This window comes from Streptococcus sp. NSSLK0004 (genome assembly GCF_059039125.1).
The window spans coordinates 1,938,064-1,961,308 of sequence record NZ_CM180142.1; the positions used below are offsets into that span (position 1 = coordinate 1,938,064).

The window sequence follows — 23,245 nt, forward strand, 5'->3', positions numbered from 1 at the left end:
TTATTTTTAGCAGACAGGTCCATAGCTAACATTGAAACAAGAAAAAAACTCAGCCGAAACTGAGTTTTAGTTAAAACCATAAATTCTTTTAGCAATCTTATAGACTGCATTAGAAATTTTTCGACCTGGATAACCGTAAAGATTCGTCAATTGGCCTAGAAGTCCATTTCGAACAATTTTAAATAAAGCTGGATTGTTATCACGGATATAATGCCAGAGTTCCTGTTTTTTCATCATGTGTTCAGCTGTTCCACCACGATTTAGAAGAGCACAGGAGATGATGGTCGTAATCTCCACATGATTAAGCAAGTAACTCCGCAAATCAGGATTAGCCAAGGTATCTAAATCTAGATTATCCACCAAGATTTTATTGACTTTAATCTGCTGGTCAATCCGCTTGATCATAACGGATTCGTTGACAGACTGATCGTTTCGTCCAATAAAGTAGCGGTAAAAATCTACTGGTAGGTAATACATGGTCTGCACAGCCTGCAAGGGAGTAAAGACGAAGATATTATCGACATAAAAAGTATGTTCTGGTAATTCTAAACCTACTTCTCTCAACAGTTCGGTTCTGTAAATCAGAGAGTGCATCATCATGTACTGCCCTTTAGAAAAAGCACCTACATCCTCCCAACCAAATATCTGATTTTCTGGTAGGACATTTTGATAAGACATGGATTTTTTCCGTGATTGTCCTTCTTTTTCATAGACAAAGTTAGAAATAAAGGCATCAACAGGGGTGTTTTTCTCTTCCAAGACTTGGAGTCTTTCCAAGATTTTCAGATAGGCTCTGCTATCTACCCAGTCATCTGAATCCACTACTTTGAAATACTTGCCCTTAGCCTCGCGAATCCCTGTATTAACTGCTCCACCATGCCCCTTATTCTCCTGATAGATGGCACGGACATTTGAGAAACGAGCGGCCAAATCTTCGGAAATAGCTTGAGTCTGATCACTGGATCCGTCATTGATAATCAAAACCTCGACCAAGTCCCCTCCGATAACGAGTGAATGCACGCAGTAATGAAGGTAATCTTGAGCATTATAGCTAGGAATAGCAATGGTTAATAAGGTCATCTTTCTCTCCGTTTTGACACAATTTGTTACTATTTTATCACATTTTTAGGAAAGTTGCTTTTGGTATTGTCTTTTTGCCTTGAATGCCTTAAGGACTTGATTCAAACCTTTGAAGAAATGTCCATTTACCATGGTTAGTATTCCTTCAACCATCGGTAAGTCAATGCCGTCTCCCGTCATTTTTGCAATAGCACGAAAAGGCATATTATAAAGGAAAAGTAGATTGAGATCTGGTTTCCCTTTTTTCTCTGCTTGCTGAAGTAAGTTACGCAGAATTTTATAAACCAAGCGGGCTAGTCCACTTTTGGCATACTGCATTTTAGACAGTGGGTCATTGAGACTTAGTGCCTGCCCAATTTGCCAAGTTTCTTTTGGTAAGTCCCTGCCAAGCAAATGCGAGAATTCTTTATCAGACACCGTGGTTACTTGTGCAGACCAGTAACTTGGAAGATTGCTATAATCTGGGAATTGATCACTTGTCCCAGCTCTTTCGATTTCACCAACCAGACGAATATCTTGACTGCTAGCACCTACATAAAGCTGATAGGTGCCTGCTTCTTCTTCAAACTGATTAGTGAGGGTATTGAAATAGCGGAAGGTCTTATCATCAAAGGCAATGAAAACTTGCTGGCTCTCCTCTGCTTCCAGATACACTTTTGCAAAGCCTTTCAGTTCACGCACCGGACGGAAAATCTGACTGTCTTCCTTACCAACGTAGAGCTGAACAACTTCTGCCCCTGCTCGCTGACCAGTATTGGTCACGGTGAGTTCCAGACCGTCTGGCTGCACACGTAGATTGCTGTAGTTGAAAGTTGTATAGGACAGGCCGAATCCAAATGGATACTTGACAGCCTTGCCCGCACTTGTAAAGTAGCGATAGCCCACATACAGTCCTTCGCGGTAATAGGCGTGTTCTTCTCTTGCCGGGAAGTCTTTGGAAGACGGAATATCCGACAAGGCATGTGGGTAGGTTTCACTCAACTTCCCAGACGGGTTGACACGACCTGTCAAGGCATCCAGACTCGCCCGAGCACCTGCCTGACCACCCAAGTAGGAATGGAGAACAGCTGGAACTTGACTGTCCCAAGCCATATCCACAACCGCTCCCGCTGACAATACCACCACAATCTGCGGGTTGACAGCCTGTAAACTTTCTAGCAACTGCAGTTGATTTTTAGGTAGGCTGAGGTGACTTCTATCCAAACCTTCACTCTCTCCCATTTCGTCCAAACCTAGATAGAGCAGGACAAGGTCTGCTTCTTTTGCCAGGTTGACAGCTTCTGTCAAGAGCTTCTGATCCTCTTGATCAAGCCGTTGGTAGCCTTGGGCAAATCCGACCACAGACAAGTCATAGTCTGGCAGGCAAGCAACCACGGTATCCAATTGCTTGCTGTTGATAAGGGAGGAGCCAGCACCCTGATAGCGTGGATTTTGAGCAAACTCACCAATCACTGCAACCTTCTTATCAGGAGAGATCGGGAGAATGCCTTGGTCATTCTTCAAAAGGACAATGCTCTCTGCAGCAGCCTTGTGAGCTAGTACATGCTGGGCTGCGTAGTCCACTGACTGTTTCTCTGCCTGAGCCAATTCCAAGACAACAGTTAAAAGTTCATCCACTCGCTCATCTAAAACGGCCTCGTCTAGTCGTCCAGACTCTACAGCATCTATAATTTCTTTTTGACCAACTGTAATGGTACCAGGCATTTCCAAATGACTACCACTTTCAACTCCTAAAACATGGTCATTCGAACCGCCCCAGTCGGATACAACAAATCCTGTAAAGCCCCATTCATCACGAAGAATATCACGCAAGAGTCGCTTGTCTTCATTTGCATAAATCCCATTGATTTTATTATAGGCAGACATGATAGCCTTAGGATTACCCTCACGCACTGCTATTTCAAAGCCAGTTAAATAAATTTCACGCAAGGTGCGTTCATCTACAATCGAATCAGAAGCCATCCGACGCAATTCTTGACTGTTAACAGCAAAGTGTTTAGGAGTTGCGGCAACGCCTTGGGATTGGATACCTCGAATCATTGCAGCCGCCAGTTTGCCCGCCTGATAAGGATCCTCTGAATAGTATTCAAAGTTCCGACCACAAAGGGGATTTCGCTTAATGTTGAGACCTGGTCCCAATATAACATGAACACCTAGACTACTCGCTTCTGCACCTAGGCCTTGTCCAACACGCTCAACCAAGTCCAAATTCCATGAATTTGCGAGGGTTGCAGCTGTTGGAAAACAGGTTGCTGGAACAGAAGCATTGAGACCTAAGTGATCTCCTTCCCCTTCTTGCTTACGGATACCATGCGGTCCGTCTGATAGAAAAATCGACGGAATTCCTTTGTCTAGGTAGTCTTTGGTTTCCCAGACAGACTTTCCTGACATAAGAGCAGCTTTTTCTGCTAGTGTTAAACGGTTAATAATCTCCTGATGTTTCATGATACATTCCTCATTCTATTTCTTTACCCTTATCATATCAGACGAATCAGACAATTAAAACGCATTCTTCATAATTTGCATTATTTTAGGCATAATTTGTTATAAAAAATCTCCCCAGTCAAATTGGCTAGGGAGATTGATTTCATCACTTTTTATTTCATGATTACAAACTTCATCATCGGATAGTTGACAGCTACTTGTACAAAGATATTGACCCAGTTGGCAGCTGTTTGTGCCCAACCTAGACTCAAGCCCCATGATGTAAAGAGTTGAGTGGTATAAGGTGGTAATACGATGGACAAAATACCTGCAACTAAAACAGTTAAGATATACCAATGGAGGGTTTTGGAAATATCATTTTCTGCTCCAAAGACCAATTTCCTTTGGACGATATAGTTGACAATCTGTGCCGCTACATAGGCCAAGAGGAAGGAGAGGAAGCCGTTCAAACCGCCATTTTCTACGGAATAGTGAAAGATAAACCAGTGAAACGGCTGACTTGACAGGGCTGTAAAGAGGAAATTGGTTGACAGCCAAAGAACGCAGAAGTTTGTAATGGTCGCAACGTTTGATAACACATTAAACTTGATAAATTCCCACAAGTCTGGGTGTTTGGCAATCCATTCTTTCATACGGTCTCCTTGAAATACAAGGGGGATCTCCCCCTTGTTATGCTGCTTCTTTTTCTTCTTTTTTCTTACCTGTTAGTTTTACAAGACCTAGACCTGTCAAACCAACAAGGACAATGTTGCTTGCAACCAAGACTACAATCCACCATTTTGTTTTTGGTTTGTAGATATCAAAGGCTGCGGAATGGGCTACTGTATACAAGATATTCTTGCTTGCCTGACGAAGTGCTGCAACACCTTCTTCAGTACCAGTTGAAGTGGCTGTTGGAAGATCACCCATAGGTGTCAACATGAGGTCACCACCGTTGCGGATAGCTTGGTCTGGACTCATATAGTCTTGACCGTCAAAGTCTGTGATGACCATTCCTTTGAAGCCCCACTCGTCACGAAGGACAGTATTCAAGAGGTCGCTGTTACCACCTGCCCAAAGGGTACCGATACGGTTAAAGGATGACATAATAGCAGTCGCTCCACCTTCTTTGACAGGGATTTCAAAGGCCTTCAGATAGATTTCACGCATGGCTTGTTCGTTAGACCAAGTCGCCACACCTTCACGGTTGTCTTCTTGGTCGTTGAGGGCAAAGTGTTTGGTAAAGGTATAGACACCATTTTCAAGAGCTTTTGCTACCAGTGAGCTTGCCATTTTACCTGAAATTAGTGGATCTTCTGAGTAATATTCGAAGTTACGTCCTGAGAATGGTGAGCGGTGGATGTTCACAGCTGGTGCATACAGACCAACGATACCGTGTGCTAATGCCTCTTTAGCAAAAGCATCACCCATTTCTTCAGCCAAGTCAGTATTCCAAGTAGATGCAACAACGACTTCTGAGTTGTATTGGATACCTTTGATACCTTGGAAGATACCGTTGATACCAGCAGGGCCGTCCAAGTCAACAACAGCTGGTTTATCGATTGATTTGACAGCTCCTGTTGCGTAACCTCCGTAACCAATCAAGTTGACCATTTCATTAACAGACATTTGAGCAACGAGTTGTTCCCAACGCTCGTCATCATAGTCTGCACCAATCAAATCAACTAAACGAAGTCCGTTATCCTCTGTTGTCACCGTATCAATCGGTGTTTCTGAAGATTCGTCAATACGGAAGTTTGAATTATTGATTTCTGTAGCAATTTGCTCGCTAGCTTCTTTATCTTTTGTACGTTCAGTTGGCAAAGTACCTGCCCAATCTGCACGGGTTACATACTTGACATCACCTACAGCATATTCAAAGGCATTGGTTACTTCAGCCTTATCAGATGAACGTTGCGTCAAGACTTCCTTGCTATCAACTGTGTAGGTTTCTGAATCCAATACATCATGAGCATTATTCATGAGTTTGATTTGGTAGTCACCCTTATCCAAAACATAGGCTTTTTCAGTCTTTTCATCGTAAGATGCCATGTCATCACGGTCGAAGGAAATAGTTAATTCCTCGCTCTTACCTGGCTCAATAACATCTGTCTTGTCAAATCCAGCCAAGACAACATGGGATTTTTCAATACCTCCTTCGGTATATGGAGCAGTGTAATAAACTTGTGCAACCTCTTTACCAGCCACATCACCAGTGTTGGTTACCTTGACATTAACCTCAATCTTGTCACCATTCTCTTTCATACTGGTGATTTCTTGGTCAAATGTTGTATAGCTCAAACCGTAGCCAAATGGGTACTGCACTGTTGCATCATAGGCTGCCTCATCTACTTGACCCGTTGCATTGTCGACAAAGCGAGTTTCATAGTAGCGATAGCCTAGATAGATGCCTTCTTGGTAGTTAACAAATTTATAGTTGAAGGTTTGAGGCTCCTTTGCTCCCCATGGAGTTTTTTCATAGGTGATATTGGTATAAGAGAAGTCACCTGTATTCCAGTAGGTTGGGTTGCTTTCCAAGTCGTAAGCGTAGGTATCGACCAAGCGACCAGACGGGTTGACATCTCCTGCCAAGATATTGGCTACACCGTTCAAACCAGTTGAACCAGGTCCGCCAATCCAGAGAGCCGCATCGACACCTGCATCTTCCAAGAAACCAAGTTCCATCGCATTTGAGGAGTTCACTAGGACAACAACCTTGTCAAAATTCTCTGTTACAGTTTTCAACATAGCTTTTTCAACATCTTGGAGTTCAAGATAATGTTTATCCTTGTCTCCTTGTTGGTATTCTGCCATATTTTGTGGAAGGTCTGCCCCCTCACCACCGTTACGAGAAATGACCACCAAGGCTGTATCAGAGAAGTTCTTCGCGTTTGTTAGCAATTCATCTGTGTATTTGTCTTGAGTTGGCTCATAGATATTGTAATCTCCACCATTGAGGGAGAAGATGTTGGTGCCTTCTTTTTCTGGTAGATTTTCTGTGTAAAAATCGGTCAATTCACTGTTGACTTCAAAACCAGCGTTTTCAAGACCTTGTTGCAGATTGACGTTTTTGGACTCATCTGCAGCACCTGAACCAGATCCTCCGTAAGTAATAGCTACAGAAGAAATACCAAAGACATTGACCTTAGATGATTTTTCAAGTGGTAGAGTCTGGTTTTTGTTTTCGAGCAAAACAGTTCCCTCTTCTTGAATGGTCGTTACTAAAGATTTGGAAACTTCTTCTGCTTCTGCAATCTTAGCATCATCCGCATAAGACGGTGCAAAGTAGGTGTCAATCACATTGACAAACATATTGACAGCATAGTTAGCACCGACGATAACGATACTCAACAGTGCCAAAAGCCCGAAGCCAAGCTTTTTCTTCTTAGTATCAAGCGATTTCTGTTTCACAGCCCGATAGATTGCATAGCCCAATAATCCGACAATAGCTACGCTAGCACAAATGAGCACTGTTTTAGTAATGCCAACAGCATCCCAGGACTGATAGCTACTAGGATAGCTATCTGCATAAGCAGTATTTCCAACTAGCAGAGCTCCTGCCACACTCAACAGAGCTCCTTTCTTTTTCCAAGTCTTCATAAGACTCCTCCTAAAAATTTTTTAGAACCAGCTTTTGTAAGCCTTTTCTTTTTTCTTGACTACACTATATCAATTAACGCACTCGATGAAAACCCTTTCTTCATAATCTGTCATTTTTACTTCATAATTTGCATTTTTTCACTTTTCTCAGCAAGGTTTTTATTTTTCAAAATGAAAATTTTTAGTTGAATATTTATAAAAAACGTGTTAATATTGTTCAAAAATAGCGATTTTTGAACAATAGAGGTGTCATAATGGACTACAAAGAATTAAAAATCATTAAATATCAACAATATGATCAGGTGGAAGCGGAGTATCATAAACGTCTGAACAGCATTGGAACAATCCGAACCGATCTTTATCCTTATCTCATGCAAAGAGGACAATTTAAAACGAAACAATATCCCCTCTTTGTTGTTCCCTTGTTGGATATCCAACTATTAATTCAAAAAATAAATGAAAATTCTATACAAATCCGCAACATCTCATCTCTTTTACCGAAAGTTGCTCACCAACATTTTTATAGGGAACAGCTCTATAAAGCTGTCATCAATACTAATGAAATCGAAGGGATTAAAACGACTCGGAAAGAAGTTTCTGATGCCTTTCAAGCATTAAAACAAGAACAGAATCAAAAGACAAGACTCCTTTCTACCGTTCGAATGTATCATGATATTACTGAAAATGATTTTTTGCAAATCGATTCGTTAACTATTATCCGCCAAATTTACAATCAATTGACAGAAGGCGAAGTAAGCCCTGATGATCAACTGGACGGTGATTTATTTCGAAACCATTCAGTTAGTATTGTAGATAATCAAACTGGAAAAATTGAGCATATTGCTCCTTCTAACGAAGAACAAATCATTCTCATGTTGCAGAGCTGGATTCAGTTTATTAATAACAGGAGTCTCCCGTTTCTTATAAAAGCAACTGTTGCCCACTATTTCTTCGAAAACATTCACCCTTTTTATGACGGAAATGGTCGGACTGGGCGCTATATTTTATCACGTTATTTGGCACGCAAACTGGATGTTTTTACTGGACTAGTCCTCTCGCAAAAAATCTATGAACAGCGTTCTAAGTATTATAAAGCATTTGCTATGACCGGTGACTCTAACAATTATGCAGAAGCAACCTTTTTTGTGAAAATGTTACTAGAAATGATTGAAGAGGGCCAACGTGATATTATTCAACTTCTTGAAGAGAAACAGGGATTACTTGATCAATCCTGGAATGCTCTAGAAGGCAATGATGACTATACGATACTCCAGAAGCAAATCATCTTCCTATTACTACAATCCACAATATTTGTAGCAAATCCAAAAGAAGGTTTAAAAGACAATGAGTTGATCCAAATTCTTCGACCAGATTTTTCTAAGAAGAAGATACAAGAGGCAATTATTTCTCTACGGAAATTGGGATTGATTCAGCAACTATCGCTTAAGCCAAGCATTCACCGCTTGATTTCTATTGAATTTTAGAGGGAATTTATCATGAAAATCGCGATTGTCGAAGACCAAAAAATTGAGCAAGAACGATTGCAAACCTACATTCAAACCGCCTGCCATACCCGCAATCTACCTGTGGAGATTCGGTGTTTTAATGACGGAATCGATATCAGCAGTGATTATCAGAAACAGTTTGATGTCATCTATCTGGATGTTGAGATGGAAATCATGGACGGAATGACAACTGCTAAAAAGATTCGGTCTGTGGATAAAGATGTTCTCATCGTCTTTGTAACCAACCATTCTCAAGTGGCGATTCAAGGATATTCTGTTGAGGCAATTGATTTTCTGCTCAAACCTCTCAGCAACTTTGTTTTCGAGGAGCATTTCAAGAAAATCCTACGCAAACTTCCTAGTCAAGATGAGGAGCAAGCGTTTCTCTATATCAAACACAAGGCCAGTACTATAAAAATTGCCCAAACGGATATTTTCTACATTGAGAGTCAAGGGCACCAACTCTATATTCATACCAACAACGACATCATTACGACCAGCAATTCTCTGAAAAATATAGAACCTTTATTAGATTCTAAGACTTTCTTCCGCTCCAATTCAGGCTACATTGTCAACTTAGCTCATGTGGAAAAAGTCGAGGGAAATCTAGTCTTTCTCAACGAAGAGGCCTTACCAATCAGTCGTCCCCGTAAAAAAGATTTCATGACTGCCTTAACTAACTATGTAGGAGATACTCTTTTATGACGGCTACACTTTTTCCCGATATTCCACGCATCTATACAGCTTTAGCTGAATCCATTGCCTGCATACTCGTTTGTTTTCCCCTACTCCTTGAGATGAGTTGGACAAAGAAAATACGCCTGGTCATCCTTATCCTTCTGGGACAAATAGCACTCCAACTACTCGCTGGTACCTTCCCACTCCTGTTTTGGACCTTGGGTATGGGTCTCAATATCGCCTTTATGTATCTGTCCATCTATCTACTAGGTGTGGTTGATAAAAAAGTTTCCCTCTATCTAACAGCCAAAGCTTTTATTGCGGCTGAGCTTGTTGCTTCTATCGCTTGGCATATCTACTGCTTAACAATTTATCAACAGCCTGTGGATAACTTAGGATCGCAGGTTGGTCTAATGGCCCTGATTTCTACAGCTGTCTTTTATCTATTCTACCAACAAAATCGAAAAATGAAGCTGGAAGAGCTAGATAAAATCATCGAAAAACGTGATGTTTGGGTGGCTATATTCACCTCCCTATCCATCTTTGTTCTCAGCAATATTGGTTTTATTCTGTCTGGTACCCGCCAATTTCAAGACTCGACCTCTATTTTTATCCTCCGTACAACTGTAAACCTATCAGGCTTACTCCTACTCTTGACACAAGAATCTCAGCAGTACGACCGCTATCTGCGTCAGGAACTTTCTTCTATCAATAACATCTTCCAGCTCCAGTATAAACAGTACCAAGCTTATCGAGAAAATAGTGAGTTAATTAGCCGAAAAGCCCATGATCTCAAGCATCAACTCTATATTATTCGACAGGAAGCAGATAAGACTAAGCAGAATCAATATCTAGACGAAATGACACTCAATATCCAACAATTTGAGTCGAAAATTGAAACAGGCAATCCTGTCTTAGATACCATTCTAACTCAAAAAAATCAGTACTGCCTTCAAAATAACATTAACTTTACCTGTATTGTTCAAGGGGAACTCTTGCACTTTATGAATGTTATGGACATCTCCGCGCTGTTTGGAAATGCCATTGATAACGCAATAGAAGCTGTGGAAAAAATTACCAATCCTGAACAACGCTTAATTACCCTGAAAGTGTCTAAACATAGCCAATTTGTCATCATTCGCTTGGATAATTATGACCAATCTGACCTAGACTTATCCACAGGGCAATTCCCCACAACATCAAAATCCGATAAGGATTACCATGGATTTGGTCTAAAAAGTATGGAATTTGTCGTCAACAAGTACGATGGAAATCTCACACTCAGCAAGGAAGACAGCTGGGTCCAACTTAAAATTATTTTGCCACAAAAATAGGGGGAGGTCCCCCTTTTTTTGTGTAGACAAAAAAGCCCTGAAACAGGACTTTTTTGATTGATTTGTAAATCTTAGAGCATTTTGTTGTAGAATTCTACGACAAGAGCTTCGTTGATTTCTGGGTTGATTTCATCGCGTTCTGGCAAGCGAGTCAATGAACCTTCCAATTTTTCAGCATCGAATGATACGAAAGCTGGACGACCAAGAGTTGCTTCAACAGCTTCGCGGATAGCTGGAACGTTCAATGATTTTTCACGAACTGAGATAACTTGACCAACTTCAACGCGGTATGATGGGATATCAACGCGTTTACCGTCAACAAGGATGTGACCGTGGTTTACGAATTGACGAGCTTGGCGACGAGTAGTTGCCAAACCAAGACGGTAAACGACGTTATCCAAACGACGCTCCAAAAGAAGCATGAAGTTGAAACCAAGAGTACCTTGTTTGATTTTAGTAGCTTGTACGAATAAGTTACGGAATTGTTTTTCACCCAAACCGTAAGAAAAACGCAATTTTTGTTTCTCAGCCAATTGCAAACCATATTCTGACAATTTAGAACGGTTGTTTGGTCCGTGTTGACCTGGTACGTAGTTACGACGTGCCAATTCTTTACCTGTACCTGTCAAAGACAAGCCAAGACGACGAGCTTGTTTCCAAGATGGTCCTGTATAACGTGACATTTGTTATGTCCTCCTAAAATAAAAAATAATAATTATTGTAGGAAATAACGTTTTAAGCAAACCTGATTCGTGCAGGAGGCCTTCATCGAAACAGCAACGATTACTCTTCTTGCTGACCTTCTGTTGACGAGCTTCATTTTGCTCTGCTGTTATTTCACACAATGGTTAGTATAACACAAAAAAAAGGCTCTGTAAAGCCGTATTATCTATCTTTAGCTATAATTTACCTAAATTTCACTCTTTACATTTTTTGCAAAAATAGTATACTAAATCTATGGAGAGTTCTCATATGAAAATACATCTTCGTTATTTACTTACCTTAGCTGTAGCAATGCTAATTGTAACCTCTACCTCTATGGCAGTCCAAGCTACTGAAACCACATCATTTATTGGTCGGCTATCCGGTACCAAGGAAGCAGTGATTGGGACTGATGATCAATTGCCCGTTACTGACTTAACTTCCGTACCTTATCAGTCAGTTGTTTCGATTGAGGCTGTTTATCCTACCCATGTTTCAGGTAGCTCTGGAGTGCTCATCGCTCCGAATTTAGTTCTCGTTGCGGGACACAGTATCTACGCACATGAAAACAAGGAGTGGCCTCTAATGGTCTATGTCATGCCCGCTAGCTCTCCGGAAAATTATGCCCCTTATGGTACTTATACTGCAACCGACTACTACGTCTTGCGAAATTATCTAAAAGCTGGAGCCAATGAACCATTTGATGATATGGGGATTATCCGACTAGATAGAGCTGTTCAAGGAGTGGGATATTTGGAACTTACGACCCAAGTAACCACTGATGAAGAATTACAGATTGTTGGCTATCCTGTCGATACATCAACAAAAGTAGGAAGGATGTATACCAGTTTTGGACGGTTATCTAGTATTGAGAAATATCCTAATTTTCTATCTTATTCCATCGATGCAGAAGGCGGTCAAAGTGGTGGTCCTATCATCAATACTGCCAATCAAGTTGTGGGTATTCACGTTGTAACAGAATATACTTCTGAAGCTCGTGATCAGGTTGTGGAAAATCACGGTCGCAAGGTTAAAGAGGATACTCTGGAAATGATGGAACTGGCAAAGAATAGAAAGCCATCTACAGAAACGGTTGCACGTCTTGGTGAGATTTATAGACTTTACCATGCTGGTATCAAACGGCACCTCTACACTCAAAACTTCTCTGAAGCCCAGATATTAACATCAAAGGGGTGGAGACATGAAGGGATTGCATTCTTGACAGTTCCTAGCGGTACTCCTGTCTATCGTCTTTACCACTCTGGTACAAGAGAACACCTTTATACTATCAGCACCCCTGAACGAGATGTTTTAGCTCAACGAGGATGGCGGTATGAAGGGATTGCTTGGTACTCCTTGTTCAATGTTCCGTTTTCAAAACCTGTTTATCGCCTCTATCATGCCGGACTGAAGGTGCACCTCTACACATCAGATCAACATGAAAAAAATGTCTTAATTACAAGAGGTTGGCAGGATGAAGGTACTGCCTTCTATATTCTACCTTGATATATGCTTCCTGTCTCATAGAGAGACAGGTCAGAACGTAGACAAACTACTAAAAATATAAAAAACAGAAGAAGTTTGCGAAAGATAGTAAGTCATTAAACTCTTAGAAACGTTGATATTGCGGTATTTCTAAGAGTTTTTAATTTTTAATATAAAGAAAAAGGATTGAAGAAAATTGGTCCAAAATGGACTTTTTCTTCAATCTGAAGAGATTTCGTTCTTATTTTTAGTCCAAATAATGAATCAAAATCTTTTCTGTCAATATATCGGAATAGGGATAGGATTCGACAAAGGTATTATTCGGATCTTCAAATTCCACGATAAAGAGGGATTGATAAACCTCAATAATTCTCCCTTGCTTATTTTTCTCACGTTTACGACCATTTTCAAGAGTCAATTCAACAACTTGTCCCTCATGGTCCTTGATATCTTGTTTGATTTGCTTCATTTTAGCAACATCTGTAAATGCATCACTCATTCTCTATCCATCCTCTCTCTTGGAAATGCTTGCAAATTTATTGTATTCTTTTTGGAACATCAACTCCACGGTACCACGTGCACCAGAACGGTTTTTCTCGATGATTACTTCAACCGTATTGTTTGGAATGCCACCGTCTTCCTGCTCACCACGTTCATAGTAATCATCACGGTACAAGAAGGCAACGATATCCGCATCTTGCTCGATAGACCCAGACTCACGAATATCAGACAGAACTGGACGTTTGTCCTGACGTTGTTCAACACCACGGGATAGCTGACTGAGAGCAATAACTGGTACCTTGAGTTCCTTAGCCAAAATCTTCAACTGACGTGAAATCTCCGAAACTTCTTGTTGGCGGTTTTCCCGACCAGTTCCTGTAATCAACTGAAGATAGTCAATCAAAATCAAGCCAAGATTCCCAGTTTCCTGTGCCAATTTTCGCGACCGTGAGCGGATTTCTGTAATCTTGATACCAGGTGTATCATCAATGTAAATACTAGCCTTGGCCAGGTTGGCTTGAGCAATGGTCAACTTCTTCCACTCTTCATCTGTTAACTGACCTGTACGAATGGAACGCGAGTTGATGACACCTTCTGCTGCCAGCATCCGATCCACCAAACTCTCCGCACCCATCTCCAAGGAGAAAATAGCAACTGTCAAACCCAGCTTGGTTCCGATATTCTGTGCGATATTAAGGGCAAAGGCTGTCTTACCAACGGCTGGACGAGCAGCGAGAATAATCAACTCCTCCTCATGCAGACCAGTTGTCATGGCATCAAGAGCAGGATAGCCTGTCGCAATTCCTGTAATATCCGAAGTTTGCCGCGACCGAATCTCCAGATTTTCAAAGTTGATATTCAAAATATCATCAATTTTCTTGAAACCACTACGGCTAGCACCTTCACTAACATCGATCAAGGCCTTTTCTGCCTGTGCAATAATCTCATCAGACTCATCCGCACCTTCGTAGGCAGAGTTGACAGCATCCGTTAACCGCTCAATCAGTTTACGAAGATTGGATTTCTCTGCGACAATCTTAGCGTAATACTCCGCATTGGCTGAAGTAGGTACAGAGTTGATGACCTCCGCCAGATAGGCCAAACCACCGATATTTTCCAAATCACCATGATTGGCCAAATAATTGCGCATGGTTGTCGCATCAATAGCCTCGTTGCGATCCGAAAGGGTAATCATAGCCTTGAAAATCAGTTTATGGGCATACTTGAAAAAGTCATCCGCTTCTATGTACTCACGGACGAAAACCAGCTTGCCCTCGTCTATGAAAATCGCACCGAGAACGGACTGCTCCGCGAGGATGTCTTGGGGCTGTACCCGCAATTCATTAATTTCTGCCACCACTCTCACCTCCTATCTGCTGAGTTTTTTACTAGGCTTCTTTTATACTTAAGTTAATCACACCCGTTACATCATGGTAAAGTTTGACCGGAACATCAATCAAGCCGAGAGCACGGATTGGATGATCTAGTTGAATATGACGTTTATCTACTTTTATTCCAAATTGTTTCTCTAGCTCCTCTGCAATTTTCTTGCTAGTAACAGAGCCAAATGTACGACCATCTGGACCAACCTTTTCAACAAATTTTACAAGGGTAGCCTCTTCGGTCAATTTAGCTTTGATAGCTTCTGCTTTTGCTACCATTTCTGCATGAGCTTTCTCACGTGATTTTTCTGGTCAAACTCTCCATTTTCCTGTGCGAAAATGAGTTCTGCGTAAGGATTAAACCATTCTACCTGATTACTATCCAAACGAACCTTAATCACCCCAACTGGCATCTTATCCAAAAACTACATGAGGCTTGAGTTGGCTTGGTGGTTGAGGTACTCAATCTGCTCTAACTCGCCAATCTCATAGGATTTTTTCTGAAAGAGAAGGGTCCGTAGCAAGAGAGTAACAAAGAGAGCTAGTAAATTCATGCTAGACGCAGGAAAAAGACTACTGATTGCAGCCAATAGTCCAAACAAAATAATCCCAATCATCACAAAATGAAATGTTGTCAATCGAAATTTTTTCATCATTAACCTCTTCCTGCCGTTTTACCACAAAGAGCTGAAAATTGCTAGTTTTCTCTGGCATTATAGGAAGAAAAGAACAGTCTTAGTGACTGTCCTTGCTCTTATTTTTAGAAATGGAACGACTGCGTCCTTCCAGATAGACCATGAGAATAGAAATATCCGCTGGATTGACACCTGAAATCCGACTAGCCTGTCCAATGGTTTCTGGAGAAATCAGCTTGAACTTCTGACGAGCTTCCGTCGCAATGGAGTCAATATCATCCCAGTCGATGTCTGCTGGAATGCGTTTTTCTTCCATGCGTTTCATCTTCTCCACCTGATCCAATGCCTTGGCAATGTAGCCCTCATACTTGACCTCTGTTTCAATCAGTTCAATGGTCTTGGCATCCAAATCCTCTGCCGCAGGACCGATAAAGGCTACTGCATCGGCATAGGTCACATCAGGACGACGCATAAATTCCTTGGCAGTAAGAGCATCTGTCAAAGGCTTGAAGCCCATGGCAACTACTTTTTCATTGGTTTCCTTGATTGGCTTGAGTTTGATAGACTCCAAACGTTTCATCTCATTATCAAACTGATTTTTGTGAATTTGGAAGACCTGCCAGCGCTCATCATCCACCAAGCCCACCTGACGACCGATTTCTGTCAATCGCATATCGGCATTGTCATGACGCAAAATCAAGCGGTACTCTGCCCGACTGGTCAAGAGGCGGTAGGGCTCTACCGTTCCTTTAGTCACCAAGTCATCAATCATGACACCAATATAGCCGTCACTCCGTTTCAAAATCAACTCTGGCTTGCCTTGTACCTTGAGGGCTGCGTTGATACCCGCTACAATTCCCTGACCTGCCGCTTCTTCGTAACCCGATGTTCCATTGGTCTGACCCGCTGTAAAGAGTCCGGAAATCTTCTTGGTTTCAAGGGTTGCTCGCAACTGATGAGGCATAATCATATCGTACTCGATGGCATAACCCGTCCGCATCATCTGAGCACTTTCCAGACCTTTGATAGAATGAATCAAGTCCTGCTGCACATCTTCTGGCAGACTGGTTGACAAGCCTTGCACATAGATTTCATCCGTATTGCGACCTTCTGGTTCTAGGAAAAGCTGGTGGCGTTCCTTGTCGGCAAAGCGCACAATCTTGTCCTCAATAGACGGACAGTAACGGGGCCCAATCCCTTTGACAATACCTGAAAACATAGGTGCCCGATGAAGATTGCTGTTGATAATCTCATGGCTGGTCGCGTTGGTATAGGTCAACCAGCAAGGAATCTGGTCCTGCAAATAATCCTCATCCTTGGATAAGAATGAAAAGTGATTTGGCTTTTCATCGCCCGGTTGAATTTCGGTTTCTTCGTAGTTAATGGTACGAGCATTGACACGCGGTGGCGTCCCTGTCTTGAACCGACCGATTTCAAGGCCCAATTCTTTCAGATTATCCGCCAGCGTGATAGAAGCCAGGCTATTGTTAGGTCCTGACGAATACTTAAGGTCTCCGATGATAATCTCACCACGCAGGGCAGTACCAGTCGTCACTACAACTGCCTTGGCGGAAAATTTCTGGTTGGTAGCCGTGCGGACACCGATCACCTTGCCCTCTTCCACCAAAATCTCATCAATCATGGTTTGACGCAGGGTCAGATTTTCCTGACGCTCCACCGTCCGTTTCATCTCCGCTGCGTACTCTGCCTTGTCCGCCTGAGCTCGCAAGGCACGAACAGCTGGCCCCTTGCCCATATTGAGCATTTTCATCTGGATATAGGTCTTGTCAATGTTGCGGCCCATTTCGCCACCCAGGGCATCAATTTCCCTTACCACAATCCCCTTGGCAGAACCACCAATGGAGGGATTACAGGGCATAAAGGCCACCATATCCAAATTTATCGTCGCAAGCAGGGTCTTACAGCCCATCCGACTAGCTGCCAAGCCTGCTTCTACACCCGCATGCCCCGCACCGATCACGATGACATCGTAGTTTTCTGCAAATGTGTGTGTCATATTGTTTTCTCCTTCATGTTCATGATGTGTTTGACTTGCCCATTCCAGTTTGGCAATTCTTGAGTCAGAAAGGCTGGTACGACATCTAGGTTGACAAGCTTGTCAAGTTTAATCCATTCACAAGCTTGTTTCAAGTTATCTTCAATCATCTCCTTAGGCATTTCTCCAATGGGCTCAACGATAAAATGAAACTCGATGTTGTGAAAATCTATATCTTCATGTGTAAACTGATTTTCAACGACAAAGGCTAGTTGATTGACACGGATGTCAACCCCTAATTCTTCTTTGACTTCTCGAACAACCGCATCTTGTGCCGTTTCATTGACTGCTATTGCACCACCAATGGTGTAATAACGCCCTTTAGCGTCCTTGGTGAGAAATATTTTTCCGTCTTTTATAAGCAATCCAGTGGCACGAACACCAAAGACCTGATTGTCAATTCTAGTTCTAAAACCCATTCTTCATTCTCTTTTCTAGGATTTCTTCAAGATATGGAACTAAGTTTTTCTTGTTTTCATCGCTACTAGTAATCCATAGAAAATCAGTATGCTCTTCTGGGTCAAGAAGAATTGTTGGGGGCTGTTCAGGAAGTTTCACTTCATAGACCAGCCTCGTAAACACTGCCTCTTTCTCTTCATCAAACTGACTATCTTCATGGATAATGGTCAGATTTTCCTTGGCTATCAAAATGCCTGTTTCTTCCAAGCATTCTCGAACAGCAGCATCACGAGGCAATTCATTCTCCTCGACACGACCACCCGGAATATCCCAATACTGAGGAAAAACGTTGGGTTTGCCACGCTTAATCTGAGAACGCTGAATAATCAGGTGACTGTCTGCAACAGTCAGTAAAACATGAGCAATCAGTTTGACAGGCATGGTTCCTCCTAATTTCACAAAAATAGCCAAAACTCTCGAAAACTGCAGGACAAAAAGCCTACAATTCCCATGAGCTTTGACCATCATGATAATTGTTACTCTTATTCTATCAAAAGATTTGTAGAATTTCAAATCTAGTGTTACGCTAACGTTTCAATATATTCTAAGCCCCAAGCCTCAACAGCATCCAGTACCGAACGAAATTTTTCGCCCATCTCAGTCAAGCTATACTCTACACGAGGGGGGACTTCTGCATAGACCGTGCGACTAATAATGCGATCCTCCTCCAATTGTCTAAGGTGCCTTGTTAACATGGTTTGAGTAATACCTGGAATCAGTCGCTGTAATTCATTGAAGCGTTTCGTTCCTGTACTGAGTTGGTAGATAATCACCAATCCCCACTTACCAGTCAAGACTTTTTGTGTTGTTGCAAAAGGGCAAATACCATATTCACTAACTTTTTTCAAAAAAATTCTCCTTTATTTATCACAATAGTATCACTTTTGATACCAACGAATGCAAAAGTACCTACTTGCATAATGGAATGCTTCAGCTATAATTGTACTATATCAAAAAAATTGGAGGACATCAAATGTCAACAAACTTGGAAATTTTTAATGCCTATAACAATGCTCTCATCGCTGGTGATTTTGCAGCTCTTTTTGAAACAATGGCTAATGACATTATCTGGCATCAACCCGGAAATCATTCAACATCTGGTGCTAAAATTGGTAAGGAAGTACTCGGAGCGCATCTAGCAACTTTCGCCGAAAAAACAAATGGAACTTTCAAAGTAGTGACAAACTGGGTATCCGATAATGATACTCTTGTTGCCGCTAACGTAACATTCCTCGGTACTCGAACAGATGGTAAAGAACTAAATATGAATGGCATCGATCTTTTCCGTATGGAAGATGGCAAAATCAAGGAAGTTTGGCTCTTCTCAGCCGACCAAAAAGCCGAAGATGCTTTCTGGGGATAAGATAAAAAGCTTAGCATGAGGGTGCTAAGCTTTTATTTTTGATTAAATATACTGACAAGCTACTCCGTCCTTGTAGGCCATATCAATCATACCGCCACCCAAGCATTCTTGTCCATCGTAGAAAACAACGGCTTGGCCTGGTGTGATTGCTCGCTGTGGCTCTACAAAGATGACTTCTGCCTTGTCACCTTTTACCTTGACAGTTACTTGACTGTCTGGTTGACGGTAGCGGAATTTAGCCGTGCATTCAAGCGTGAATTCTTCAGGCATATCACGTGTAAAGTGCACTTGACTAGCCTGTAAAGAAGTTGACATCAAAGACTCATGATAGAAACCTTGACCGACATAGAGGATATTTTTTGACAGGTCTTTTCCGACAACAAACCAAGGTTCATTGTCCCCACCGATTTGTCCTCCGATACCAAGCCCGCCCCGCTGACCAATGGTATAGTACATAAGACCTGTATGTTCTCCCATGTCACGACCGTCAACTGTCATCATCCGACCGGGCTGGGCTGGCAAATATTGCCCTAAAAATTCTTTGAAGTTCTTTTCACCGATAAAGCAGATGCCTGTCGAGTCTTTCTTTTTAGCGGTCGCCAAGCCTGCTCGCTCTGCTATTTCCCTTACCTGAGGCTTTTGTAAATGGCCGAGCGGAAACATGGTTTTCTGCAGCTGTTCCTGTGAGAGTTGGCTAAGGAAGTAGGTCTGGTCCTTGCCATTGTCTGCCCCACGTAACATATGGACGGTGCCGTCCTCGTCGCGTGACACCTGAGCATAATGGCCCGTCGCCACATAATCCGCACCCAAGTTCATAGCGTAATCCAAGAAAGCCTTGAACTTGATTTCCTTGTTACACATAACATCTGGATTGGGTGTGCGACCCGCCCGATACTCAGCTAAGAAATATTCAAATACGCGGTCCCAATACTCTTTTTCAAAGTTGACAGAGTAGTAGGGAATGCCGATTTGGTCTGCCACTGCAGCCACATCCTTGTAGTCTTCTGTTGCTGTACAGAAGCCATTTTCGTCCGTGTCGTCCCAGTTTTTCATGAAGATACCGATGACATCGTAGCCTTGCTCTTTTAGCAAGAGAGCTGTAACCGATGAATCGACACCGCCACTCATACCGACAACGACACGAGTTTTAGAATTGTCAATTGACATAATCTTCTCCCATCTTTTCGTAGAAATAACGATTTGAAGGTCGTATTTCAAAATTTTTTCCAAAAAACGATTTGAAGGTCGATTTTGAACAACTTGTATTATATCACACAAATGGGAGAAGCTACAGGAATTTGGCATTGAAAACCCATTCATCTTAGCATATTCCTTGACCGGAAATTTTGATATAATATACCTAAGAATGAAAGGCGAGGAAAACTATGACAAACTTAAAATTTCAATCGGTTTTTGACATCATTGGACCGGTTATGATTGGACCGTCTTCTAGCCACACAGCTGGTGCGGTCCGAATTGGGAAAATTGTATCTTCAATTTTCGGCGATGAGCCAACAGAGGTGGAATTTCAACTTTACAACTCTTTTGCCAAGACATATCGCGGTCATGGTACAGATGTAGCCTTGGTGGCAGGTATTTTGGGCATGGATACGGATGATTCCCGCATTCCAGACTCCCTTGACATTGCAAGAGAACGTGGCATCAAGGTTTACTGGCGTGTCAACAAGGACAGCAATACCCCACATCCCAATACCACCAGAATCATCATAAAAAACGATAAAAAATCCATCTCAGCCACAGGCGTTTCCATCGGCGGCGGCAATATCCAAGTAACCGAGCTCAACGGCTTTTCTGTCAATCTCAATATGAATACGCCAACTATTATTATTGTTCACCAAGATGTCCCTGGTATGATTGCGAAAGTGACCGATGTCCTTTCTAAGTATGACATCAATATCGCCCAAATGAATGTGACACGTGAACAAGCTGGCGAAAAAGCCATTATGATTATCGAAGTGGATGCTCGCCAATGTGAAAATTCTATTGCAGAAATTGAAAAAATTCCACACCTGCACAATGTAACCTTCTTCAACTAGAAAGAGAAAGACATGTTTTATACTATCGAAGAATTAGTTCAGCAAGCAGACAACTTTTCTGGTAATGTAGCTGAACTCATGATCGCTACTGAAATTGAATTGACTGGTCGTAACCGCGAAGAAATATTGACAATTATGTCAAGAAACTTGACAGTTATGAAAGCCTCCATCGTAGATGGACTTACTGAAAGCAAATCTCTATCTGGTTTAACAGGAGGCGATGCTGCCAAGTTAGATGCTTATATGAAATCTGGTAAAACCCTATCAGATTCCGCCGTCCTATCCGCTGCAAGAAATGCCATGGCAGTCAATGAATTAAACGCCAAAATGGGACTAGTTTGTGCCACACCAACTGCTGGATCTGCTGGTTGTTTACCTGCTGTTCTAGGAGTTGCTATTGACAAACTCAACTTGACCGAAGACCAACAACTTGACTTCCTCTTTACAGCAGGAGCCTTTGGGCTGGTCATCGCTAACAACGCCTCCATCTCAGGTGCAGAAGGGGGCTGTCAGGCAGAAGTCGGATCTGCCTCTGCTATGTCTGCCGCAGCATTAACTCTTGCAGCAGGTGGAACTCCCTACCAAGCCAGCCAAGCCATCTGCTTTGTCATCAAAAATATGCTGGGTCTGATTTGCGATCCCGTCGCTGGTCTAGTGGAAGTCCCTTGTGTCAAACGTAATGCAATGGGAGCAAGCTACGCCATGGTAGCTGCCGATATGGCACTAGCAGGTATCGAATCCAAAATTCCCGCAGATGAAGTCATCAATGCCATGTACCAAGTAGGGGCAGCCCTGCCAACTGCCTTCCGTGAAACGGCTGAAGGTGGTCTCGCAGCTACACCTACTGGTCGTCGACTGGCGCAAGAGATTTTCGGAGAAAGTTGACAATATTGTAAACTAAAAGGACCGTAATGGTCCTTTTCTTATTGTTTTGTAAAAGTAAGTTGATCTAAAGTCGTATCATTTGTATCAATCTCTGTCAAGGTGAGAGTTGAACCATTCAAAGTGTAGCTATCTGCTTCTCCATCAATATAGGCAAGTTTTTTATCTAAATCAAAGATGACTTGTTCAATGTCTTGATCCCCATCGTTGTCAATTTCTGTCAAGGTCGCTTGATTCCCTTTTACAGTCAAAGTATAAGTGTCATTCCCTGATGTTGCAGTATAGGTTCCATCTAATTCGGAAGTGTCAATCAAGTTTACACCATAGCTCGCAGCCAGTTGACTAACTGATGTTGAATTGGTAGCTGTTGCAGTTGATGAATTTGCAGTAGTAGAATTTGTCGCTACTGATGATGGACTAGCTACGGTAGATGAAGATGAGTTTGCTGTTGCAACTACCTGTTGATTGTCATCGTCAACATCAACGATACCAACTTGTTGCTCAATCTGATTTTCCAAAGCTTCTAGTTTATTTTCATATACTTCAGCCACAATAAAACCAGTCGTTACTAATGCTAAGGTAGCAACAGACAAAAGGAGAATTGATTTTTTACTCATACCTGTAACCTTATTTTTGACTGATTCCCAAGCACCAGTTTTTTTGTTTTCTGTCACTTCGATGATTTCTTGTTGTTGATTTTTGTTTTCCATTTTATCTTCCTCTTTTAGATATTGTCGTTTAGTTTGCTTTTAGTACTAGGCAACGAGCTGCAGGAGACTGGGCAAAAAGCCCAGCACCGCTTCTCAAAGTTAGTATCAACATCTCAGCGCAGTGGTTGATTGGCAGATTTGTTCGTGTTTTACACTCCAAATCTGACCTATACGACTGATGCGAACGAGTTCGCTTCATTTCCAACCTCAAACTGTCTCCCAGACAGTTTGAGCTATGCGGGGTGGGAGTAAAATAGTCCAGTGGACTATTTTAGCCCGAACCTACATGTTTGGAAGTGAGAGGAACTCTTCTATGAATGGTCGAGTTCTTTCCCGCTCCCAAAGCGAGTTAACGAAGTAATAAAAGATAAACTAAACGACTGATATATTTC

20 protein-coding genes and 2 pseudogenes are annotated in these 23,245 nt (G+C 42.0%); 7 read left to right on the forward strand and 15 right to left on the reverse strand.

The window, feature by feature from the left end; genetic code table 11:
- Positions 1 to 66: 66 nt before the first annotated feature.
- From AC4CS8_RS09900 to AC4CS8_RS09915, 4 genes are all read right to left on the reverse strand, one after another.
- Positions 67 to 1,080, reverse strand: coding sequence for a glycosyltransferase family 2 protein (locus tag AC4CS8_RS09900; RefSeq protein WP_493893007.1), 1,014 nt, complete (start codon positions 1,078 to 1,080; stop codon positions 67 to 69).
- A 45-nt stretch (positions 1,081 to 1,125) separates the two neighbouring features.
- Positions 1,126 to 3,525, reverse strand: coding sequence for a glycoside hydrolase family 3 C-terminal domain-containing protein (locus AC4CS8_RS09905; RefSeq protein ID WP_493893008.1), 2,400 nt, complete (start codon positions 3,523 to 3,525; stop codon positions 1,126 to 1,128).
- A gap of 152 nt (positions 3,526 to 3,677) precedes the next feature.
- Positions 3,678 to 4,157, reverse strand: a complete 480-nt coding sequence (locus AC4CS8_RS09910) for a GtrA family protein (RefSeq protein ID WP_222291129.1) — start codon at positions 4,155 to 4,157, stop codon at positions 3,678 to 3,680.
- Positions 4,158 to 4,194: 37 nt separating this feature from the next.
- Positions 4,195 to 7,104, reverse strand: coding sequence for a glycoside hydrolase family 3 protein (locus tag AC4CS8_RS09915; protein WP_493893009.1), 2,910 nt, complete (start codon positions 7,102 to 7,104; stop codon positions 4,195 to 4,197).
- A gap of 254 nt (positions 7,105 to 7,358) precedes the next feature.
- Between AC4CS8_RS09915 and AC4CS8_RS09920 the strand changes: the two genes are divergently transcribed.
- The 3 genes from AC4CS8_RS09920 to AC4CS8_RS09930 are packed head-to-tail and all read left to right on the forward strand — an operon-like array spanning position 7,359 to position 10,621.
- Positions 7,359 to 8,588, forward strand: a complete 1,230-nt coding sequence (locus AC4CS8_RS09920; protein WP_493893010.1) for a Fic family protein — start codon at positions 7,359 to 7,361, stop codon at positions 8,586 to 8,588.
- Between the two features lie 12 nt (positions 8,589 to 8,600).
- Positions 8,601 to 9,314 (forward strand): LytR/AlgR family response regulator transcription factor, encoded by a 714-nt coding sequence (locus AC4CS8_RS09925; RefSeq protein WP_493893011.1) that lies wholly within the window; start codon positions 8,601 to 8,603, stop codon positions 9,312 to 9,314.
- Positions 9,311 to 10,621 carry a sensor histidine kinase gene (locus AC4CS8_RS09930; protein ID WP_493893012.1) on the forward strand — a complete coding sequence of 437 codons (1,311 nt, stop codon included), beginning with the start codon at positions 9,311 to 9,313 and terminating at the stop codon, positions 10,619 to 10,621. Before AC4CS8_RS09925 ends, AC4CS8_RS09930 begins: the two co-directional genes overlap by 4 nt.
- A 71-nt stretch (positions 10,622 to 10,692) precedes the next feature.
- Here AC4CS8_RS09930 and rpsD read toward each other — a convergent pair whose 3' ends face one another.
- Entirely contained in the window at positions 10,693 to 11,304 is a 612-nt protein-coding gene (rpsD, locus tag AC4CS8_RS09935) for a 30S ribosomal protein S4 (RefSeq protein ID WP_493893013.1), read from the reverse strand.
- A gap of 289 nt (positions 11,305 to 11,593) precedes the next feature.
- Between rpsD and AC4CS8_RS09940 the strand changes: the two genes are divergently transcribed.
- The gene (locus AC4CS8_RS09940) at positions 11,594 to 12,829 is read left to right on the forward strand and encodes a trypsin-like peptidase domain-containing protein (protein WP_493893014.1); all 1,236 of its coding nucleotides are present in this window, start codon (positions 11,594 to 11,596) and stop codon (positions 12,827 to 12,829) included.
- Between the two features lie 226 nt (positions 12,830 to 13,055).
- On the opposite strand, the gene AC4CS8_RS09945 is transcribed toward AC4CS8_RS09940, so the two are convergent.
- The 8 genes and pseudogenes from AC4CS8_RS09945 to AC4CS8_RS09980 form a co-directional block, all read right to left on the reverse strand.
- Positions 13,056 to 13,307, reverse strand: a complete 252-nt coding sequence (locus AC4CS8_RS09945; protein WP_493893015.1) for a Veg family protein — start codon at positions 13,305 to 13,307, stop codon at positions 13,056 to 13,058.
- A gap of 3 nt (positions 13,308 to 13,310) precedes the next feature.
- Positions 13,311 to 14,666, reverse strand: coding sequence for a replicative DNA helicase (gene dnaB / locus AC4CS8_RS09950; protein WP_493893016.1), 1,356 nt, complete (start codon positions 14,664 to 14,666; stop codon positions 13,311 to 13,313).
- A gap of 31 nt (positions 14,667 to 14,697) precedes the next feature.
- A pseudogene (gene rplI / locus AC4CS8_RS09955) lies at positions 14,698 to 15,000 on the reverse strand (50S ribosomal protein L9); the annotation flags it as partial.
- A pseudogene (locus tag AC4CS8_RS09960) lies at positions 14,997 to 15,344 on the reverse strand (DHH family phosphoesterase); the annotation flags it as partial. The pseudogenes rplI and AC4CS8_RS09960, both read right to left, overlap by 4 nt.
- Positions 15,345 to 15,426: 82 nt before the next feature.
- Positions 15,427 to 17,343 carry a tRNA uridine-5-carboxymethylaminomethyl(34) synthesis enzyme MnmG gene (mnmG, locus tag AC4CS8_RS09965; protein WP_493893017.1) on the reverse strand — a complete coding sequence of 639 codons (1,917 nt, stop codon included), beginning with the start codon at positions 17,341 to 17,343 and terminating at the stop codon, positions 15,427 to 15,429.
- Positions 17,340 to 17,801, reverse strand: a complete 462-nt coding sequence (locus AC4CS8_RS09970) for an NUDIX hydrolase (RefSeq protein WP_493893018.1) — start codon at positions 17,799 to 17,801, stop codon at positions 17,340 to 17,342. Before AC4CS8_RS09970 ends, mnmG begins: the two co-directional genes overlap by 4 nt.
- Positions 17,791 to 18,222 carry an NUDIX hydrolase gene (locus tag AC4CS8_RS09975; RefSeq protein WP_493893019.1) on the reverse strand — a complete coding sequence of 144 codons (432 nt, stop codon included), beginning with the start codon at positions 18,220 to 18,222 and terminating at the stop codon, positions 17,791 to 17,793. Before AC4CS8_RS09975 ends, AC4CS8_RS09970 begins: the two co-directional genes overlap by 11 nt.
- Before the next feature lie 140 nt (positions 18,223 to 18,362).
- Positions 18,363 to 18,689 (reverse strand): winged helix-turn-helix transcriptional regulator, encoded by a 327-nt coding sequence (locus AC4CS8_RS09980; protein WP_014638837.1) that lies wholly within the window; start codon positions 18,687 to 18,689, stop codon positions 18,363 to 18,365.
- Between the two features lie 125 nt (positions 18,690 to 18,814).
- Between AC4CS8_RS09980 and AC4CS8_RS09985 the strand changes: the two genes are divergently transcribed.
- Positions 18,815 to 19,204, forward strand: a complete 390-nt coding sequence (locus AC4CS8_RS09985) for a nuclear transport factor 2 family protein (protein ID WP_105116500.1) — start codon at positions 18,815 to 18,817, stop codon at positions 19,202 to 19,204.
- A gap of 42 nt (positions 19,205 to 19,246) precedes the next feature.
- Here AC4CS8_RS09985 and mnmA read toward each other — a convergent pair whose 3' ends face one another.
- The gene (gene mnmA, locus AC4CS8_RS09990) at positions 19,247 to 20,371 is read right to left on the reverse strand and encodes a tRNA 2-thiouridine(34) synthase MnmA (RefSeq protein ID WP_029176172.1); all 1,125 of its coding nucleotides are present in this window, start codon (positions 20,369 to 20,371) and stop codon (positions 19,247 to 19,249) included.
- 218 nt (positions 20,372 to 20,589) lie between these two features.
- Between mnmA and sdaAB the strand changes: the two genes are divergently transcribed.
- Together sdaAB and sdaAA are read left to right on the forward strand one after the other, a co-directional pair.
- Positions 20,590 to 21,261: an L-serine ammonia-lyase, iron-sulfur-dependent subunit beta gene (gene sdaAB, locus AC4CS8_RS09995; protein ID WP_493893020.1), complete on the forward strand. Its 672-nt coding sequence runs from the start codon at positions 20,590 to 20,592 to the stop codon at positions 21,259 to 21,261.
- Positions 21,262 to 21,273: 12 nt separating this feature from the next.
- Positions 21,274 to 22,146, forward strand: coding sequence for an L-serine ammonia-lyase, iron-sulfur-dependent, subunit alpha (gene sdaAA / locus AC4CS8_RS10000; RefSeq protein WP_493893021.1), 873 nt, complete (start codon positions 21,274 to 21,276; stop codon positions 22,144 to 22,146).
- A 38-nt stretch (positions 22,147 to 22,184) separates the two neighbouring features.
- Here sdaAA and AC4CS8_RS10005 read toward each other — a convergent pair whose 3' ends face one another.
- On the reverse strand, positions 22,185 to 22,853 hold the full coding sequence (locus AC4CS8_RS10005; RefSeq protein ID WP_493893022.1) for a DUF3642 domain-containing protein: 669 nt from the start codon (positions 22,851 to 22,853) through the stop codon (positions 22,185 to 22,187).
- Positions 22,854 to 23,245 lie beyond the last annotated feature (392 nt).

What these genes read in the sequence shown, in the direction of transcription:
- AC4CS8_RS10005 (WP_493893022.1), bottom strand. Translation starts at nt 22,853, where the DNA reads ATGGAAAACAAAAATCAACAACAAGAAATCATCGAAGTGACAGAAAAC.
- AC4CS8_RS09915 (WP_493893009.1), bottom strand. Translation starts at nt 7,104, where the DNA reads ATGAAGACTTGGAAAAAGAAAGGAGCTCTGTTGAGTGTGGCAGGAGCT.
- mnmA (WP_029176172.1), bottom strand. Translation starts at nt 20,371, where the DNA reads ATGTCAATTGACAATTCTAAAACTCGTGTCGTTGTCGGTATGAGTGGC.
- AC4CS8_RS09910 (WP_222291129.1), bottom strand. Translation starts at nt 4,157, where the DNA reads ATGAAAGAATGGATTGCCAAACACCCAGACTTGTGGGAATTTATCAAG.
- sdaAA (WP_493893021.1), top strand. Translation starts at nt 21,274, where the DNA reads ATGTTTTATACTATCGAAGAATTAGTTCAGCAAGCAGACAACTTTTCT.
- AC4CS8_RS09920 (WP_493893010.1), top strand. Translation starts at nt 7,359, where the DNA reads ATGGACTACAAAGAATTAAAAATCATTAAATATCAACAATATGATCAG.
- AC4CS8_RS09925 (WP_493893011.1), top strand. Translation starts at nt 8,601, where the DNA reads ATGAAAATCGCGATTGTCGAAGACCAAAAAATTGAGCAAGAACGATTG.
- rpsD (WP_493893013.1), bottom strand. Translation starts at nt 11,304, where the DNA reads ATGTCACGTTATACAGGACCATCTTGGAAACAAGCTCGTCGTCTTGGC.
- sdaAB (WP_493893020.1), top strand. Translation starts at nt 20,590, where the DNA reads ATGACAAACTTAAAATTTCAATCGGTTTTTGACATCATTGGACCGGTT.
- AC4CS8_RS09970 (WP_493893018.1), bottom strand. Translation starts at nt 17,801, where the DNA reads ATGGGTTTTAGAACTAGAATTGACAATCAGGTCTTTGGTGTTCGTGCC.
- mnmG (WP_493893017.1), bottom strand. Translation starts at nt 17,343, where the DNA reads ATGACACACACATTTGCAGAAAACTACGATGTCATCGTGATCGGTGCG.
- AC4CS8_RS09975 (WP_493893019.1), bottom strand. Translation starts at nt 18,222, where the DNA reads ATGCCTGTCAAACTGATTGCTCATGTTTTACTGACTGTTGCAGACAGT.
- AC4CS8_RS09985 (WP_105116500.1), top strand. Translation starts at nt 18,815, where the DNA reads ATGTCAACAAACTTGGAAATTTTTAATGCCTATAACAATGCTCTCATC.
- AC4CS8_RS09900 (WP_493893007.1), bottom strand. Translation starts at nt 1,080, where the DNA reads ATGACCTTATTAACCATTGCTATTCCTAGCTATAATGCTCAAGATTAC.
- AC4CS8_RS09945 (WP_493893015.1), bottom strand. Translation starts at nt 13,307, where the DNA reads ATGAGTGATGCATTTACAGATGTTGCTAAAATGAAGCAAATCAAACAA.
- AC4CS8_RS09905 (WP_493893008.1), bottom strand. Translation starts at nt 3,525, where the DNA reads ATGAAACATCAGGAGATTATTAACCGTTTAACACTAGCAGAAAAAGCT.
- AC4CS8_RS09930 (WP_493893012.1), top strand. Translation starts at nt 9,311, where the DNA reads ATGACGGCTACACTTTTTCCCGATATTCCACGCATCTATACAGCTTTA.
- AC4CS8_RS09940 (WP_493893014.1), top strand. Translation starts at nt 11,594, where the DNA reads ATGAAAATACATCTTCGTTATTTACTTACCTTAGCTGTAGCAATGCTA.